This is a genomic window from Micromonospora eburnea (assembly GCF_900090225.1).
Classification (GTDB): domain Bacteria; phylum Actinomycetota; class Actinomycetes; order Mycobacteriales; family Micromonosporaceae; genus Micromonospora; species Micromonospora eburnea.
This window is the reverse complement of record NZ_FMHY01000002.1, coordinates 3,523,060-3,538,295: the sequence shown is the minus strand read 5'-3', so window position 1 is coordinate 3,538,295 and position 15,236 is coordinate 3,523,060. Positions and strand designations below refer to the sequence as shown.

Sequence of the window (15,236 nt, the reverse complement as noted above, 5' to 3'; positions counted from 1 at the left end):
ACGGGCCGACCGCGCGACGGGGACGGGATGGCGTGGGCGGCATCGCCCGCTTCAGGCCGAGGTGCAGAAAAGTGCAGTGGAAACGGGTGGCTGGGTGCAGCGCGTAGAGCGGGCCTGGCCGGCATCGTCGAGGCATGATCGATGAGCGAACGACGACGGCGTCCTCTCTGGCGTACCCGGAGTCCCGACCGGATGCGGCGCGCCCTCGGATGTTGTTGGTGGTTTTCTGGTTCTACCTGGTGACCTGCGTGGCTGCGGGGCTGTTCGGGCTGGTGCAGCCCACCCTGGCGATCGATCCGTTGATCGTTCAGCTCAACCAGTTCGGCCCTACTGTCGGTGTGCTGGCGGTGTTGCTGCTCTGGCGGCGTTGGCGGCCTCCGCTGGCCACCCGGTTCGGCCTGTCCCGGCCGGTGCTGGTCCGGTTGGGCGTCCTCGTCGTGCTGGCGGTGGTGATCTTCGCCGGGTTCGTGGGCATCACCGGCCTGGCCGGTGTCTCGCGGCACGGCGTCCTGCCGGGGCAGCTGCCGTATCCGTTCTGGCTGATTCTGGCCGCGCAACTGATCGGTGCCTGTGGCGAGGAGTTCGGCTGGCGGTGTTTCCTCCAGCCGTATTTGCGGGCCCGCTTCGGGGTGGTCTCCTCGGGCACCCTGGTGGGGTTGCTGTGGGGGGTGTGGCACGTCCAGGTGTTCGGTCGGGGGTTGGTGTTCACCGCCGGGTTCCTGGCCATGGCGGTCGCGCTTTCGATCATGCTGGCCGTGCTGCAGGAGCGGTCCCGCGACGGAGTTTTGATCATCGCCGGCGGCTTCCATATGCTCGTCAACATCGGCATGCTGCTCCTGACCGGCGACTCCGACGGCGCCGCCGTCCAGGTGTCCCTCGCCGCGGCGTGCGTGCTTACGGTGTGCGGCGTGCTCCTCGTTGCCGCGCGGCGGGGCATCGCGCTCACCGGAGTCGTGGGAGGAGACCGGGCGTGAACGACATCCTTGCCGTGGAGCGTGTTGGCTGGCGCGCCCGGCTCGCCGCTCCCGGGCGTGGCCTCCTGCTGGTGGGCCTGGCACTGGTCGAGGCGGTCGCCGCCTGCGTGGTCGCGGCCACCGCCATGCTGATCCCGCTCGGCATCGGGCTGTATCTCTTCCCGCCCTCGGTGTTCTGGCTGTCCGGCCTGGCCGAACGCGCTCGCCGGTATGCCGGGCGGTGGTCCGCGGTGGCGGTGGTCCGCCTCGGGCCGGCCCGGCCGGCTGTGCCCGCTGGGCTGCTGGGGCGGGTCCGCTGGTGCTGGCAAACCCTCACCGACCGCGAGTTCTGGTACGAGTACCGCTGGTCCCTGATCGATCCGATCGCTGGCGCGTTCGTCGCTGGTGTCCCGTTCTCGCTCGTCGTCTACGGTGTCTTCGGCGCGCTGGTGCAGCCGTTCGTCTGGCAGCCGATCGACCGCGCCGGCGGGAGCAACTGGTACATGGTCGTCCACGTCAACACGTGGGCCCGGGCGTTGCTGGCGGTGCCGATCGCAGTGGCGGTCACCGTGTTCGGGCTCTGGTACGGACCGTGGCTGCTGCGGGTGCATGCCCGGCTGACCCGGGCGTTGCTCACCGTGGACCGGACCGAGGAGCTGACCCGCCGGGTCGAGCAGTTGGCCGGGACCCGGGCTGCGGCGGTGGACAGTTCGGCTGCCGAGCTGCGCCGTATCGAGCGGGATCTGCACGACGGCGCGCAGGCCCGGCTGGTCGCCATGGGCATGAGCCTGAGCAACGCCGAGCGGCTGATCGAGCGTGATCCCGAGGCGGCGCGCGCCCTGGTCGCGGAGGTGCGCCAGAACTCGTCGAAGGCGTTGCGGGAGCTGCGCGACCTTGTCCGGGGTATCCACCCGCCGGTGCTCGCCGATCGTGGTCTTCCGGATGCGGTGCGGGCGCTCGCCCTCGACACTCCCCTGGACGTTGAGGTCGATGCCCGGTTGGCGCACCGGTTGCCGCCGCCGCTGGAGTCGGCGGTCTATTTCGCCGTGAACGAGTTGTTGGCCAACGCGGCTAAGCACTCCGGGGCGGGTCGGGTCGACGTCGCCATCGCACTGGGCGGAGGGCTGTTGCGTGTCCGGGTCCGCGACGACGGCTGCGGTGGCGCGGACCTGCATCGAGGGAGCGGGTTGCGCGGGGTGCAACGGCGGCTGGCGGCCTTTGACGGGACGCTGCGGGTGGACAGCCCGGCGGGCGGCCCGACGGTGGTCGAATTGGAGGTTCCGTGCGGGTCGTGATCGCGGAGGATCTGTTTCTGCTGCGGGACGGGCTGGCCCGGCTGCTGCGGGAGCACGGGTTCGAGGTCGACGCGGTGGACAACGGCCCTGAGCTTCTTGACCTGCTGCTCGGCGATCCTCCCGAGGTGGCGGTCGTCGACGTCCGGTTGCCGCCGTCGTTCACCGACGAGGGGCTGCGGGCGGCGCTCGCCGCCCGGGGCCGCCATCCTGGCCTGCCGATTCTGCTCCTGTCGCAGTACGTCGAGCAGCTCTACGCCCGCGAGTTGCTGGATGACGGCGCCGGCGGGATCGGTTATCTGCTCAAGGATCGGGTCTTCGACGCCGAGCAGTTCCTTGACACGGTCCGGCGGGTGGCTGGTGGTGGGACCGTGCTCGATCCGGAGGTCATCGTCCGGCTGCTGCGCCGCAGCGATGCCAGGGGTACGGTGAGCGCCCTGACCGAGCGGGAACGTGACGTGCTTCAGCTGATGGCCGAGGGCCGGTCGAACTCGGCGATCGCCGCTCAGCTCCATGTCAGCGAGAGCGCGGTCACGAAACACATCGCGGGTATTTTCGGCAAGCTCGACCTGGCGCCGTCGACTGACGACAATCGTCGGGTGCTTGCCGTGCTCGCCTATCTGAATCGGTGACCGGGCGGCGGGTTCAGAGGCCGCCGGCGATGCGTACGACGGCGCCGGTGGTGTAGGAGGCGTCGGGGCCGAGGAGGAAGGCGATGGTGGCGGCGATCTCGTCGGGTTCGCCGGCGCGGCCCAGCGGGATGCGTCCGGCGGCGCTGTCGGCCCGGTCGGGTACGCCGGAGACGGCGTGGATGTCGGTGCGGATGATGCCGGGGGCGACGGCGTTGACGCGGATGCCGCGGGGGGCGAGTTCCTTGGCGAGGCCGATGGTGAGGGTGTCGGTGGCGGCTTTGACGGCGGCGTAGTGGATGTATTCGCCGGGGCTGCCGAGGGTGGCGGCGGCGGAGGAGATGTTGACGATGGCGCCGCCGCGGGTCATCCGGCGGGCGGCCTGCTGGGCGCAGAGGACGTATCCGATGAGGTTGACGTCGACGACCCGGCGCAGGTCGTCGACGCGCAGGTCGGTGAAGGGGCCGATGGGGCTGGTGATGCCGGCGTTGTTGACCAGGCCGGTGAGTGGGCCGAGGTCGGCGGCGGCGTCAAAGAGTTGTTGGACCTGGTCGGGGTCGCGGGTGTCGGCGGGGACGGCGATGCCGCGGCGGCCGGTGGCGTGGATGTCGGCGAGGACGGCCTTCGCGGCGTGGTGGTCGTGGTGGTAGCCGATGGCGATGTGGTGGCCGGCGGCGGCGAGTCGGCGGGCGGTGGCGGCGCCGATGCCGCGGCTACCGCCGGTGACGATGGTGACGTTGGTCAATGGTCCGCTCCCCTGCCCTGGTGGTGCGGGTGACGTTACCGTGGCCGGCGCGGTCCGGTCGTGGAGAGCCCGGTCACAGGGGTGACGGCGGGTGGCGCATCGACGGCGGCGCGGATTCGATCGCCTACGCTCCCGTGGTGTCGGGCTGTCGGACGGAGGTGCGCGGTGGGTGTGGGTGTCGGGGATCTGGTCGACGATTTCGAGTTGCCGGACGAGACGGGTACGCCGCGGCGGTTGTCGGAGTTGTTGTCGGCGGGGCCGGTGGTGTTGTTCTTTTATCCGGCGGCGATGACGCGGGGGTGCACGGCGGAGAGTTGCCATTTCCGGGATCTGGCGGCGGAGTTCGGGGCGGTCGGCGCGCAGCGGGTGGGGATCAGTCGTGATCCGGTGGCGCGGCAGGCGGAGTTCTCCCGGCGGCACGGGTTCGACTATCCGCTGCTGTCGGATGTCGACGGTGTGGTGGCGGAGGCGTTCGGGGTGCGGCGCCGGTTGCCGTTGGGTGCGTTGAGCACGCGGCGGATGACGTTTGTGATCGGTCAGGATCGGCGGGTGTTGGCGGTGGTGCGTAGCGAGTTGAGCATGTCCGAGCACGCGGATGCGGCGTTGCGGGCGTTGGGGGGTTGATCTCCGTGGTGTCACAGCGGGCTGGTATCAAGGCTGCGATCAAACGTGTGTACGGGAGAGGGCTGTGATGGCGGGACAGGGTTTGTCCACTGACGAGGTGCAGGGCATCCGGGAGGCGTTGGCGGGGGGCCGGAAGCCGAAGGTGGTGTTCACGGCGGCGGCGGGGCAGATCGCGGGTCAGGTCGGGCAGGTGGTGGGGTTGACCGATCCGGCGGTGTCCGAGGAGTTCGTGGTGGTGCGGTTCGGCCGGGACGAGTTGCCCTTCTCCCCCGCCGATCTGGCGATCGCGCCGAAGGGGGCCGGGCGGAAGCCGGCGGAGCCGAAGCCGGAGGTCGAGGAGCCCCCGGCGGTGGTGGAGCCGGAGTTCGTGTTGGACACGCCGCGGGTGCCGGCGCCGCGTCAGGAGGAGCCGAAGGTGGAGCAGCAGGTGGAGACGAAACAGCCGGCGCGTCGGGCGGTGAAGGCGGCGAAGCCGAAGAGTCCGGCGGGGCTGACGGTGACGTTGGCGTACGCCGACGGCGAGTGGACGGTGGCGGCGCAGCAGGGCGCCAAGGCGTTGGCCAAGCCGTACGTGGTGAAGCCGGCGGAGGCGTTGCGGATGGTGGCGTTGGTGGACGTGCCGGGGGTGCAGGAGGCGGTGGAGCAGATCCTGGCGTCCGAGCGGGCGGAGGCTGAGCAGCAGGCGGAGAAGCTGCGTGCGGAGTTGGCGGAGATCGAGGCGCGGTTGGCGGAGCTGCGCGAGACCCCCTGAGTGGGTTGCCGGCCCCGGCCGATAACGCCTCGGCTGGGGCTCGGACCGTCTGATACGGTTCCGTCGCGTCCTCGACGAGACCGGAGGGAGGTGAGCGCCATGGCACGTACGACTGTCATGCGCTCCCACCCGTCTGCGGGGACGTCGGGTTCCTGATCCGGGGAGCGCACCGCTTCCTGGAAGGATTCTCATGACCGATCTGGTCATCCGCCCGCTCGTCGCGGGCGAGGAACAGCTTTTCGACTCCCTTGCCGACCCGGGACTGGTCGGGCGGGCGGTGCTGGGCGAGACGTACGCCGGCGGCAGCTACCGCCCGGAGTGGACGTGGGTGGCCCTGCGCGGCGGCGTGGTTGTCGCCCGGGCCGCGTGGTGGGCCGGGCCGGACGATCCGGCGCCCTTGGCGCTGGACTGGTTCGACTTCACCGACCCGACTGCGGCGGTCGCGCTGTTGCGGGCCGCGCCGCTGCGGGCCGAGTATTCGATCCTGCTCCCCCACGGCTGGCGGGACGACCCGGCGGTGCGGGCGCAGGGGCAGGCCCGGATCGACGCGGCGAGGGCCGCCGGCATGCGGGTGCTGGTCGAGCGGTACCGCTACCGGTGGACGCTTGGGTGTGGTCTGCCGGCGCGGCCCGGGCGGCTGGTGTTCCGGCCCGAGCCGGACGACGCGGTGATCCTGGACGTGCTGCGTCGGGTCGGCGAGGGCAGCCTGGACGCCCACACCCGGCACGTGACCGCCACCCGGGGCCCGGACGTTGCGGCCCGGGAGGAACTGGACCTGCTGCGGTGGATGCCGAGCCCTCGGGACTGGTGGCAGCTCGCCTACACCGAGGGTGGGGAGTTGGCCGGGATAATCGTGCCGGCCCGCAACCAGACCGATCACGTTGTCGGGTTTGTCGGGGTGTTGCCCGGGCAGCGGGGCCACGGGTACGCCTACGACCTGCTGGTCGAGGCCACGCACCGGCTGGTCGAGGTGGGTGCCGAGGTGATCGTGGCGGCCACCGATCAGGGCAATGCGCCGATGGCGGCCACCTTCGCCCGGGCCGGCTATCCGATCGAGTTCGAGCGCGTCGACCTGGTTTGACGTCCCCCGTGCAACGCCGCGGGGCCGGTGCGGCTCTCTCGCACCGGCCCCGCGTTCGTACGTGGGTGGGTTTGGTCAGTGTTGCGGGATGTTCGCCACTCCGATCCGCTTGCGGAACACCCAGTAGGTCCAGCCCTGGTAGGCGAGCACGATCGGGGTGAAGATGACCGCCACCCAGGTCATGATCTTCAGGGTGTAGGGGGTGGAGGCGGCGTTGCTGGCGGTGAGGGTGCCGGCGGCGTCGAGGGTGGACGGCAGCACGTTGGGGAACAGCGCGGCGAACAGGGTGGCCACGGCGAGGGCGATGGCCACGGCGGTGCCGGTGAACGCCCAGCCTTCCCGGCGTACCCGTGCGGCGGCGAGACCGGCGACCAGGGCGAGGGCCGCGCCGACGGCGAGCACGACGGCGGCCGTGCTGGAGCGGATGGTCAGCGTCCAGGCGAGGAAGGCCACGGCGACGACGGCGGTGCCGACGCCGACCTTGACGGCGAGGGCGCCGGCGCGGTCGCGGATGTCGCCGCTGGTCTTGAGGGCGAGGAACACGGCGCCGTGGGTGAGGAACAGGCCGAGGGTGGTCAGGCCGCCGAGCAGGGCGTACGGGTTGAGCAGGTCGAGCAGTCCGCCGACGTACTCGTGGTCGGCGTCCAGCGGCACGCCGCGGAAGATGTTGGCGAACGCCACGCCCCACAGCACGGCCGGGATCGCCGAGCCCCAGAAGATGGCCTGGTCCCAGCGGCGTTTCCAGGATGCTTCGGGGCGCTTGTGCCGGTATTCGAAGGCGACGCCGCGGGCGATGAGGGCGAGCAGGATGAGCAGCAGCGGCAGGTAGAAGCCGGAGAAGAGGGTGGCGTACCACTCGGGGAAGGCGGCGAACATGGCGCCGCCGGCGGTGATGAGCCAGACCTCGTTGCCGTCCCAGACGGGTCCGATGGTGTTGATCAGGACGCGGCGTTCCCGGTCGTCACGGCCGAGGACGGGCAGCAGCATGCCGACGCCGAAGTCGAAGCCTTCGAGGATGAAGTAGCCGGTGAACAGTACGGCGACGAGGAGAAACCAGACGGTCGTCAGTTCCACGGTGGGCTCCGGTCAGTAGGCGAAGGCGAGCGGGCGCTCGGCGTCGTCGGTGTCGTCGGGTTCGGGCGTCGGGGTGACGTCGGGTACGCCGGCCTTGGCGTAGCGGAGCAGCAGTTTGAACTCGACCACGGCGAGGACGGCGTAGATGAGGGTGAACGCGGTGAACGAGGTGAGCACCTCGGTCAGCGAGACGGTGCGGGAGACGCCGTCACGGGTGAGCATCTCGCCGAAGACGATCCAGGGCTGGCGGCCCATCTCGGTGAAGATCCAGCCGAAGGAGTTGGCCAGCAGGGGCAGGGCGGGCATGATCAGGCCGGCGCGGAGCAGCCACTTGCTGGTCGGGGTGCGGCCCTTGCGCTGGGTCCAGAGCACGAGCAGGGCGATCGCGGCGGCGGCGAGCCCGAGGCCGATCATGAAGCGGAAGCTCCAGTAGGTGACCGGGATGATCGGGGTGTAGCTGCCGGGGCCGTACTGGGTGGCGTACTGGGCCTGGATGTCGTTGATGCCCTGCACGGTGCCGTTGGGGTCGCCGGTGCCGAGGAACGACAGCAGGTACGGGATCTTGATGGCGAAGACCTCGCGGCTGCCGTCGAGGCTGCCGACGGTGAGTACGGAGAACGAGGCGGGGCTCTCGGTGGTGTAGAGGCCCTCGGCGGCGGCCATCTTCATCGGCTGCACGTCGGTCATGATCTTGCCTTGGATGTCGCCGGTGAGCAGCACCAGCGCGGAGGAGACCAGGACGACCCAGGAGCCGAACTTGGTGGCGAAGCGGTAGGCGCCGGTGTCGGCGCTGTCGCGGTTGCGGATGACGTGCCACAGGCCGACGGCGACGATCAGCGATCCGGCGACCAGGAACGCGCCGGCGAGGGTGTGCGGGAAGGTGACCAGGGCGACCTTGTTGGTGAGCACCGCGAGGAAGTCGGTCAGTTCGGCACGGCCGGTGGTCGGGTTGATCTGGTAGCCGACGGGGTTCTGCATGAACGAGTTCGCGGCGAGGATGAAGTACGCGGACAGGTTGGTGCCGATGGCGGCGGCCCAGATGCTGGCGAGGTGCAGTCGTTTGGGCAGCCGGTCCCAGCCGAAGATCCACAGGCCGATGAAGGTCGATTCGAGGAAGAAGGCGACCAGGGCCTCGATGGCCAGGGGGGCGCCGAAAATGTCGCCGACGAAGCGGGAGTAGTCGCTCCAGTTCATGCCGAACTGGAATTCCTGCACGATGCCGGTGACCACGCCCATCGCGAAGTTGATCAGGAAGAGTTTGCCGTAGAACTTGGTCAGCTTCAGGTATCGCTCGTTGCCGGTGCGGTGCCACATCGTCTGGAGGATGGCCACCAGGATGGACAGGCCGATGGTCAACGGCACGAAGAGAAAGTGGTAGACGGTGGTGACACCGAACTGCCAGCGGGCGACGTCCAACGCGTCCACCTGCAACCCCCAGGCTGTGCATACTACGAGACGTAGTAGATACTACCCGGCGTCGTAGAAGAATCGGCAGGGTCGGGGGGCCCGACCCGACCCGGGACCAATGACCCTGATCACCTCTGCCGCAGGGCCCGGGTCCGGATCATCCGGCCGGCCGTCCGCGTGCGACCATCCACGACTGATGAACACCGCGACCGCCCCCTGGCGCGCGCCACTGCTGTGGCGTACCGCGCAACTGCTCGCCCGCGGCGTCGTCGGCCTGCTGGGCCGTCTCGAGGTCACCGGCGACGTGCCGGACGAGCTGCGGCACGGGCCGTTGATCCTGGCCGCCAACCACATCAGCCCGTTCGATCCGGTGGTGCTGACCGCCGCCTGCCGGGTCCGCGGCGTCGCGCCGCGGATCATGGCCACCGGCGGGCTGTTCCGCACCCCCGTGGTCGGACCGCTGATGCGCCGCGCCGGGCACATCCGGGTGGACCGGGGCACCAGCTCCGTGCACCAGTCGCTGGAAACCGCCGCCGCGGCCGTGGCCGGCGGCTCGGTGGTGCTGTTGTATCCGGAGGGGCGGATCGGCCTGGACCCCGGCATGTGGCCGGAGCGGGGCAAGACCGGGGCCGCCCGGCTCGCCTTCGCCAGCGGCGCCCCGGTCGTCCCGGTCGCCCAGTGGGGCTCCCACGAGGTGCTGCCGTACCGGGCGCCGAAGGGCATGCTCGGCGGAGTCGTCCGGGCGATCGTGCGGCGGCCGGTGATCCGGGTGCACTTCGGCGCCCCGGTGGCCCTGGCCGACGTGCCGCCCGCCACGCCCGGGGCGGCCCGGCGGGCCACCGACCGGATCATCGACGCGATCACCGACAACCTGGCGCCGCTGCGCCCCGACGAACCGGACCGGCCCCGCCACGTCGACCCCGGCCGTCCCATCGACACCACCCGCTCCCACCGTCGGCGGGCGGCGGGCGGTTGACCTGCCAGCCGGCGCGCCGAGGGTTGGCCGGCAGGGGGCCGGCCGGGCCGGAGCGGCGTCAGTGGGCCGCGGCTTCCTGGGCACTCGCCCGAGCCTCGCCCTGCCACGGGGCGTTGGCCTCGTCGAAGGCGTCCCTCGCGCGCGTGAGCTCGCCGAGGTTGTCTCGCGACCAGGCCCGGACGTGCTCGATCACGCCCAGCAGCGTCCGGCCGAGCGGCGTCAGCTCGTACTCGACGCCGCCGTCGTCGGTGCCCGCGAGCGGGCGCCGACGCACCAGCCCGTCGCGGTCCATGGCGAGCAGGGTCTGCGCGAGGACCTTGGCGCTGATCGGACGAAGATGATGCCTCAGGACGCCGAAGCGCCGCGGACCGGCCTCAAGGCACAGCACGATCATCCCGGTCCATTTGCCGCCGACCTGGATCGGGAAGGTGCTCATGGGGCAAGCGGGATCGAACGTCGGCAACGCCCCGGTGGTCCTGGCCATCGATCCAGCGTAGGTGGTTACGTTGCGGTTACCAGGGGCGTGTCGCCTACTGTCCGGGCATGCCTACCGCGTTCCGACACGTCGCTGTCCTGGGTGCCGCCGGCCGTGTCGGCCGTGCCGTCACCGCCGCCCTGCTCCGGGCGGAGCAGCGCGTCACCGCCGTGCTCCGCGATCCGGCCCGGCACCAGCTGCCGCCGCACCCGATGCTGCGGACCGCCCAGGGAGACGCTCAACATGCCGAGCAGCTGGCGCCGGTGCTGCGTACCGCCGACGCCGTCGTGCTGGCCGTCACGCCCTTCACCGCACCGCCACCGTCGTTCGACGGCTTCGACCTCGACTATTACGCCAAGATCGTGACCGGGCTGGATGAGCACTGGACCCGGCGGCATCGACGCTTGGTCGCGGTCGGTCTGACGGCCACGCTGAGGCTGGACTCGGGCGATCTCGTCATGGACGACCCCACGCTGTTTCCACCCCGGCTGGCACCATTCGCCGAGGCGCACGCACGGGAACTGCCCGCACTGGGGGCCACGGCACTCGACTGGGCCATCCTGGCGCCGCCGGCCGGATTCGGCACCGAGCAGGAGGCCGAGCGGGGCTACCGGTTGATCGCAGAGCCCGTCACCCGGCAGCAGGCGACGGCGCGACTCTCCCACGCCCGCTACGCCGAGGCCGTCATCGCCGAGCTGATGAACCCGACCGTCCGCAACACCCGCGTCGCCGTCGTTCCCCGGGGCCGGTAGTCCACGCCAACGCGCGTGCGTCGGCCTGGGATGGGGCGAGCCGTCACCCGCCGGCGGAGAGCCGTGCGTCGAGGGCGTCGAGGTCGGGCACGAACCACACGTGGTCGTGCCGGTTCGACTCGGCCACCAGGGCGCGCAGCGCCGAGCTGGCCGCGAGATGCGCGGTGATGTCCCCGACGACGACCAGCCGCAGCCGGTAGTTGACGAACTTCTGCATGACCTCGCCGGCGAAACGGGTGCCCAGGGTGAAGAAGTCCGGGGCGAGCCGGTCCGCGGGCACGGCCACCACCTCGGCGCCGGCGAAGGCCGCGCCGATCAGGTCGAGGGCCTGCTCGGCGGTGGCCACCGGCGGTCCGGCCGGGTCACAGACCAGCACCGGCACCCCGGCACGCTCCTGGATCAGGTCAGGCACCGGGCACCTCCCCGGAGAGCAGGCCGTTGTCGCCGCGCAGCACCGCGTCGACCAGGTGCAGCAGGTCGGCGGTGGCGGCGGCGTCACCCAGGATCACGAGTTTCATGCGGTGTCGCTCCTCGTCGTGGACGGTCTGTACGCGCAGCGGGCGCGCGGGGTCGTGGCCGGTGTTGACGCCGGCGAGCAGCAGCGTGGCGAGCCGGTCGGCGGCGGCCCGGCCGATGCCGTCGACCTGCACGATGCTGGACACCTCCAGCGCCGGCGGACCGGCGGGTGGTGCCGGCTCCGGCCGGCCGGTCAACGCGTCGAGGTCGGCGCGGGAGATGCGGTACTGCTTGCCGATGCGCACCGCGCGTAGCCGGCCGGTGCGGATGTAGCCGCGCACGGTGCGTACGTGCAGGCCGAGCAGGTCGGCCACCTGCTCGACCGAATACAGGTCATCACTCATCGTTCCCTATCGTACGCATAATAGGGAGCGATAGGGAAGTTCGTGGGTCGGATGCCGGGCGGTCACCCGGACGCCACCCGCGCCCGGCATACTTCCGGCGTGCAGCCCCGTTACGGCTACCTCGACGCCCCCGCGCCGCTGGCCTTCGCCCACCGTGGCGGCGCCGCCGACGGCGACGAGAACACCGCCGCCGCGTTCGCCCGGGCCGTCGCGCTCGGCTACCGGTACGTGGAGACCGACGTGCACGCCACCGCCGACGGCGTGGCGGTGATCTTCCACGACGCCACACTGCACCGGGTCACCGGCGAGCGGGGCCGTATCGCCGAGCTGCGCTGGGCCGACCTGGCCTCGGTACGCGTCGGCGGCGCCGCCGTCGTCCCCCGCCTCGACGAGGTCCTCGCCGCCTGGCCGGAGGTCCGGTTCAACATCGACGTGAAGGCCGACGGCGGCGTCCAGCCGGCGCTCGACACGGTCACCCGGGCCGGCGCCGGCGACCGGGTGCTGCTCGCCTCGTTCAGCGACGCCCGGCTGGCCCGGCTGCGTGCCCTGGCCGGGCCGAAGATCGCCACCAGCCTCGGCATGCGCGGGGTGGCCCGGCTGCGGATGGCCTCCCTGTACGGGCGGTCGCTGCGGCTGCCCCCGTCCGTGGTCGCCGCCCAGGTCCCCGTCCGGTACGGGGGCATCCCGGTGGTCGACCGCCGGTTCCTCGCGTACTGCCACCGGCTCGGGTTGCAGGTGCACGTGTGGACCATCGACGAACCCGCCGAGATGCACCACTTACTTGATCTCGGTGTGGATGGCATCATGACCGATCACGTCGGCGTGCTCCGCGACGTCTACCGCAGTCGCGGCCACTGGGCCGCCTGAGCCAGAGGAAGCCGATGGCCGAAACGGTCGCCCCCACCGTCGCCGGGTCCGCCAGCCCGGGCAGCACCCGCCGCGAGCGCACCGGCTGGTACTTCTACGACTGGGCGAACTCCGCGTTCCAGACGACGGTGATCACGGTCTTCCTCGGCCCGTTCCTGACCACGGTCACGAAGCTGGCCGCCGGCTGCGAGCTGGGCGCCGACAGCTGCGACGGGTACGTCCACCCGCTGGGCATCCGGGTCTCCCCCGGCTCCTACTACCCGTATCTGGTGTCGCTGTCGGTCCTGCTGACCGTCTTCGTGCTGCCGGTGATCGGGGCGGTCGCCGACCGGTCGTTGCACAAGAAGCGGCTGCTGGGCGCCGCCGCGTTCACCGGCGCCGGGGCGACCATCGCGTTCGCCTTCGTCACCGGCGAGCGGTACCTGCTCGGCGGGGCGCTGTTCCTGATCGCCAACATCGCCTTCGGCGCGGCCGTCGTCGTGTACAACTCGTTCCTGCCGCAGCTCGGCGGCCCGGACGACCGCGACAGCATCTCCAGCCGCGGCTGGGCCATCGGCTACCTCGGCGGCGGGCTGCTGCTCGCGCTGAACCTGGTCGCGGTCAGCATGCTCGGCGAGGACGGCAACCCGCAGCGCACCCTGGACCTGGCCCGCTGGTCCATCGTCTCGGCCGGGGTGTGGTGGGCGGCGTTCACCCTGCTGCCGCTGCGCTGGCTGCGCGAGCACCCCACCGCCGAGGCGCTGCGCGGCGGCGGCAACGTGCTCACCGACGGGTTCAGGCAGCTCGGCCGCACCCTGCGGGAGATCAGGGCGTACCCGTTGACGCTGTTCTTCCTGCTCGCCTTCCTGGTCTTCAACGACGGCATCCAGACCGTCATCACCCTGGCCAGCCAGTACGGCACCGAGGAGCTGGGGCTGGAGCAGAGCACCCTGATCGTGACGATCCTGCTGGTGCAGTTCCTCGCCTTCGGCGGGGCGCTCGCCCTCGGGGCCCTCGCGCGGCGCATCGGCGCCTGGAAGACGGTGCTGCTGTCGCTGGTGCTGTGGACGGGGGTGATCGTCGCCGCGTTCCGGCTGCCGGCCAAGGCGCCCGTGCCGTTCATGATCCTCGGCGCCTGCATCGGCCTGGTGCTCGGCGGCAGCCAGGCGTTGAGCCGGTCGCTGTTCAGCCAGCTCATCCCCGCCGGCAAGGAGGGCGAGTACTACGGCTTCTACGAGATCAGCGACAAGGGCACCAGCTGGCTCGGGCCGCTGGCCTTCGGGCTGGTGTTCCAGCTCACCGCCTCGTACCGGGTGGGCCTGGTCTCCCTGCTGATCTTCTTCGTGGTCGGGTTCGCGCTGCTGGCGGCCGTGCCGATGCGCCGGGCCATCGTCGCCGCCGGCAACACGCCACCCCGGGTGCTGTAGGGCGGCCGCGCGCCCGCATGATCAAGGGTGGCCGATGGACTAGGCTGCCCGGACGTGACCGACGACGCCGCTGCCGCCCCGACCTGCCTGGCCCGGCCCCTCCCGGGCCCCGGCGACGACCGTGCCGGCGGCTGCGCCGCCGCACGCGGCGTCGACGGGCGGCCGTTGCACGCCGCCGCGTTGCGGTTCTTCTGGGGGCCGATGGACTGCGGCAAGTCCACGATGGCCCTGCAGATGAACTACAACCACGCCCGGCAGGGCCGTCGCGGTCTGGTCACCACCCGCATCGACCGTTCACTCGGCCCGCGGGTCACCACCCGCATCGGCCTGGCCCACGCCGCCATCGAGGTCACCGACGACCTGGACCTGCGCGACCTGGTCCGCGACGCGACCGCCGAGGGGGGACGCGTCGACTACCTGATCTGCGACGAGGCGTCCTTCTACAACCTGGACCACGTCGAGCAGATGGCCGAACTGGTCGACCACTACGACGTCGACGTGTACGCCTTCGGGCTGGCCACCGACTTCCGGTCCTGCCTGTTCCCCGCCGCGCGGCGGCTGTTCGAACTCGCCGACGAGGTGGCCCGCATCCAGGTCGAGGTGCTGTGCTGGTGCGGGCGGGAGGGGTTGCTCAACGCCCGGGTCGTCGAGGGGCGGGTGGTCCGCGAGGGTGAACAGGTCGTCATCGGCGACACCGTGGATTCTGCCGACGTGCGATACCAGGTGCTCTGCCGTCGGCACTACCGCTCCGGGGACCTCGGCCCGCGCGGCTGACCCTCAGAACGGGTCCCCGCAGATCCGCCACCTCCCGTCCTCCTGCACGATCGGCAGTGTCCGGTCCTCGCTGGCCCCGCCGTCGCGGGTCAGCCGCACCGTCACCCTGGCGTGTGGGACGCCGCGCTGGGTGGCCACCGACACGTCAGTGATCTCGTAGCCGCGCACCTGCGGCGGGGTACGCACCCAGCTGCCGAAGCCGACCGCGCTCCACTTGCCGCGCGCCTGCCGGCACAGCTTGTCGTACGCCCGGTCGGTCTCCCCGGCGGCGACCTCGTGGAGGAAGTTGTCGGCGGTCTCCCGCACCGGGCGGTCGGCCCGCCACAGCACCTGCACGTTCCACAACGCCAGTCCGGCCACCCCGATCAGGCACAGGCCGAGCCCGAGGCCGCCGAACAGCAGCCCGGCTCGGCCCCGCCGGACCCGCCGGGCCGGCCTGCTCCACTCCCGCTCCCTGCCCATCAACTCCAAACCGTAGGCAGCCGCGTGGGCGCCGCGCAGGAAGTTGCGGCCTGTCGCCGGTGCCATCGCATCGACTACCGTCGGCCCAAACCCCTCAAGGAGAGCCGC

At 71.4% G+C, this 15,236-nt stretch carries 18 protein-coding genes; 11 read left to right on the top strand and 7 right to left on the bottom strand.

Annotation, left to right across the window (positions count from 1 at the left end):
* Nucleotides 1–218 precede the first annotated feature (218 nt).
* Genes GA0070604_RS15970 through GA0070604_RS15960 form a run of 3 tightly spaced genes read left to right on the top strand, consistent with a single transcriptional unit; the run spans nucleotide 219 to nucleotide 2,877 of the window.
* Nucleotides 219–974, top strand: a complete 756-nt coding sequence (locus GA0070604_RS15970) for a CPBP family intramembrane glutamic endopeptidase (protein WP_167363487.1) — start codon at nucleotides 219–221, stop codon at nucleotides 972–974.
* The gene (locus GA0070604_RS15965) at nucleotides 971–2,248 is read left to right on the top strand and encodes a sensor histidine kinase (RefSeq protein ID WP_208602075.1); all 1,278 of its coding nucleotides are present in this window, start codon (nucleotides 971–973) and stop codon (nucleotides 2,246–2,248) included. The genes GA0070604_RS15970 and GA0070604_RS15965 overlap by 4 nt, the downstream gene beginning before the upstream one ends.
* Nucleotides 2,236–2,877 (top strand): LuxR C-terminal-related transcriptional regulator, encoded by a 642-nt coding sequence (locus GA0070604_RS15960; RefSeq protein ID WP_091118659.1) that lies wholly within the window; start codon nucleotides 2,236–2,238, stop codon nucleotides 2,875–2,877. Before GA0070604_RS15965 ends, GA0070604_RS15960 begins: the two co-directional genes overlap by 13 nt.
* 13 nt (nucleotides 2,878–2,890) lie before the next feature.
* Here the strand turns inward: GA0070604_RS15960 and GA0070604_RS15955 are convergent, their stop codons facing one another.
* The gene (locus tag GA0070604_RS15955; RefSeq protein WP_091118658.1) at nucleotides 2,891–3,619 is read right to left on the bottom strand and encodes an SDR family oxidoreductase; all 729 of its coding nucleotides are present in this window, start codon (nucleotides 3,617–3,619) and stop codon (nucleotides 2,891–2,893) included.
* Nucleotides 3,620–3,784: 165 nt separating this feature from the next.
* Between GA0070604_RS15955 and GA0070604_RS15950 the strand changes: the two genes are divergently transcribed.
* The 3 genes from GA0070604_RS15950 to GA0070604_RS15940 all read left to right on the top strand — a co-directional run bounded on the left by GA0070604_RS15950 (nucleotide 3,785) and on the right by GA0070604_RS15940 (nucleotide 6,075).
* The gene (locus GA0070604_RS15950) at nucleotides 3,785–4,243 is read left to right on the top strand and encodes a peroxiredoxin (protein ID WP_091118657.1); all 459 of its coding nucleotides are present in this window, start codon (nucleotides 3,785–3,787) and stop codon (nucleotides 4,241–4,243) included.
* A gap of 67 nt (nucleotides 4,244–4,310) precedes the next feature.
* Nucleotides 4,311–4,994: a hypothetical protein gene (locus GA0070604_RS15945; protein WP_091118656.1), complete on the top strand. Its 684-nt coding sequence runs from the start codon at nucleotides 4,311–4,313 to the stop codon at nucleotides 4,992–4,994.
* Between the two features lie 190 nt (nucleotides 4,995–5,184).
* Nucleotides 5,185–6,075: a GNAT family N-acetyltransferase gene (locus GA0070604_RS15940; protein ID WP_091118655.1), complete on the top strand. Its 891-nt coding sequence runs from the start codon at nucleotides 5,185–5,187 to the stop codon at nucleotides 6,073–6,075.
* A 75-nt stretch (nucleotides 6,076–6,150) separates the two neighbouring features.
* Here the strand turns inward: GA0070604_RS15940 and cydB are convergent, their stop codons facing one another.
* Entirely contained in the window at nucleotides 6,151–7,149 is a 999-nt protein-coding gene (cydB, locus tag GA0070604_RS15935) for a cytochrome d ubiquinol oxidase subunit II (protein ID WP_091118654.1), read from the bottom strand.
* A 12-nt stretch (nucleotides 7,150–7,161) separates the two neighbouring features.
* Nucleotides 7,162–8,574, bottom strand: coding sequence for a cytochrome ubiquinol oxidase subunit I (locus GA0070604_RS15930; RefSeq protein ID WP_091118653.1), 1,413 nt, complete (start codon nucleotides 8,572–8,574; stop codon nucleotides 7,162–7,164).
* 178 nt (nucleotides 8,575–8,752) lie between these two features.
* On the opposite strand from GA0070604_RS15930, the gene GA0070604_RS15925 reads away from it, so the two are divergent.
* Entirely contained in the window at nucleotides 8,753–9,532 is a 780-nt protein-coding gene (locus GA0070604_RS15925; RefSeq protein WP_091118652.1) for a lysophospholipid acyltransferase family protein, read from the top strand.
* 58 nt (nucleotides 9,533–9,590) lie between these two features.
* Here the strand turns inward: GA0070604_RS15925 and GA0070604_RS15920 are convergent, their stop codons facing one another.
* On the bottom strand, nucleotides 9,591–10,016 hold the full coding sequence (locus GA0070604_RS15920; RefSeq protein ID WP_091118651.1) for a winged helix-turn-helix transcriptional regulator: 426 nt from the start codon (nucleotides 10,014–10,016) through the stop codon (nucleotides 9,591–9,593).
* A gap of 59 nt (nucleotides 10,017–10,075) precedes the next feature.
* Between GA0070604_RS15920 and GA0070604_RS15915 the strand changes: the two genes are divergently transcribed.
* The gene (locus tag GA0070604_RS15915) at nucleotides 10,076–10,759 is read left to right on the top strand and encodes an NAD(P)-dependent oxidoreductase (protein WP_091118650.1); all 684 of its coding nucleotides are present in this window, start codon (nucleotides 10,076–10,078) and stop codon (nucleotides 10,757–10,759) included.
* Between the two features lie 43 nt (nucleotides 10,760–10,802).
* Here GA0070604_RS15915 and GA0070604_RS15910 read toward each other — a convergent pair whose 3' ends face one another.
* Nucleotides 10,803–11,171 carry a DUF4180 domain-containing protein gene (locus tag GA0070604_RS15910; RefSeq protein ID WP_091118649.1) on the bottom strand — a complete coding sequence of 123 codons (369 nt, stop codon included), beginning with the start codon at nucleotides 11,169–11,171 and terminating at the stop codon, nucleotides 10,803–10,805.
* The gene (locus GA0070604_RS15905) at nucleotides 11,164–11,619 is read right to left on the bottom strand and encodes a helix-turn-helix domain-containing protein (RefSeq protein ID WP_091118648.1); all 456 of its coding nucleotides are present in this window, start codon (nucleotides 11,617–11,619) and stop codon (nucleotides 11,164–11,166) included. Before GA0070604_RS15905 ends, GA0070604_RS15910 begins: the two co-directional genes overlap by 8 nt.
* A gap of 99 nt (nucleotides 11,620–11,718) precedes the next feature.
* Here GA0070604_RS15905 and GA0070604_RS15900 point away from each other — a divergent pair, with 99 nt between their 5' ends.
* The 3 genes from GA0070604_RS15900 to GA0070604_RS15890 are packed head-to-tail and all read left to right on the top strand — an operon-like array spanning nucleotide 11,719 to nucleotide 14,666.
* Nucleotides 11,719–12,486 carry a glycerophosphodiester phosphodiesterase family protein gene (locus GA0070604_RS15900; RefSeq protein WP_244161927.1) on the top strand — a complete coding sequence of 256 codons (768 nt, stop codon included), beginning with the start codon at nucleotides 11,719–11,721 and terminating at the stop codon, nucleotides 12,484–12,486.
* A 14-nt stretch (nucleotides 12,487–12,500) separates the two neighbouring features.
* Nucleotides 12,501–13,892 (top strand): MFS transporter, encoded by a 1,392-nt coding sequence (locus GA0070604_RS15895; protein WP_091118646.1) that lies wholly within the window; start codon nucleotides 12,501–12,503, stop codon nucleotides 13,890–13,892.
* Nucleotides 13,893–13,946: 54 nt separating this feature from the next.
* Nucleotides 13,947–14,666, top strand: coding sequence for a thymidine kinase (locus GA0070604_RS15890; protein WP_091118645.1), 720 nt, complete (start codon nucleotides 13,947–13,949; stop codon nucleotides 14,664–14,666).
* A 3-nt stretch (nucleotides 14,667–14,669) separates the two neighbouring features.
* Here the strand turns inward: GA0070604_RS15890 and GA0070604_RS15885 are convergent, their stop codons facing one another.
* Complete coding sequence (locus GA0070604_RS15885) at nucleotides 14,670–15,194, bottom strand: Rv0361 family membrane protein (protein ID WP_377592989.1); 525 nt, start codon at nucleotides 15,192–15,194, stop codon at nucleotides 14,670–14,672.
* Nucleotides 15,195–15,236: the final 42 nt, after the last annotated feature.

Excerpts from the sequence above, each read along its gene's own strand:
- GA0070604_RS15915 (WP_091118650.1), top strand. The coding sequence starts at position 10,076 with ATGCCTACCGCGTTCCGACACGTCGCTGTCCTGGGTGCCGCCGGCCGT.
- GA0070604_RS15925 (WP_091118652.1), top strand. The coding sequence starts at position 8,753 with ATGAACACCGCGACCGCCCCCTGGCGCGCGCCACTGCTGTGGCGTACC.
- GA0070604_RS15920 (WP_091118651.1), bottom strand. The coding sequence starts at position 10,016 with ATGGCCAGGACCACCGGGGCGTTGCCGACGTTCGATCCCGCTTGCCCC.
- GA0070604_RS15905 (WP_091118648.1), bottom strand. The coding sequence starts at position 11,619 with ATGAGTGATGACCTGTATTCGGTCGAGCAGGTGGCCGACCTGCTCGGC.
- GA0070604_RS15945 (WP_091118656.1), top strand. The coding sequence starts at position 4,311 with ATGGCGGGACAGGGTTTGTCCACTGACGAGGTGCAGGGCATCCGGGAG.
- GA0070604_RS15895 (WP_091118646.1), top strand. The coding sequence starts at position 12,501 with ATGGCCGAAACGGTCGCCCCCACCGTCGCCGGGTCCGCCAGCCCGGGC.
- GA0070604_RS15885 (WP_377592989.1), bottom strand. The coding sequence starts at position 15,194 with ATGGCACCGGCGACAGGCCGCAACTTCCTGCGCGGCGCCCACGCGGCT.
- GA0070604_RS15940 (WP_091118655.1), top strand. The coding sequence starts at position 5,185 with ATGACCGATCTGGTCATCCGCCCGCTCGTCGCGGGCGAGGAACAGCTT.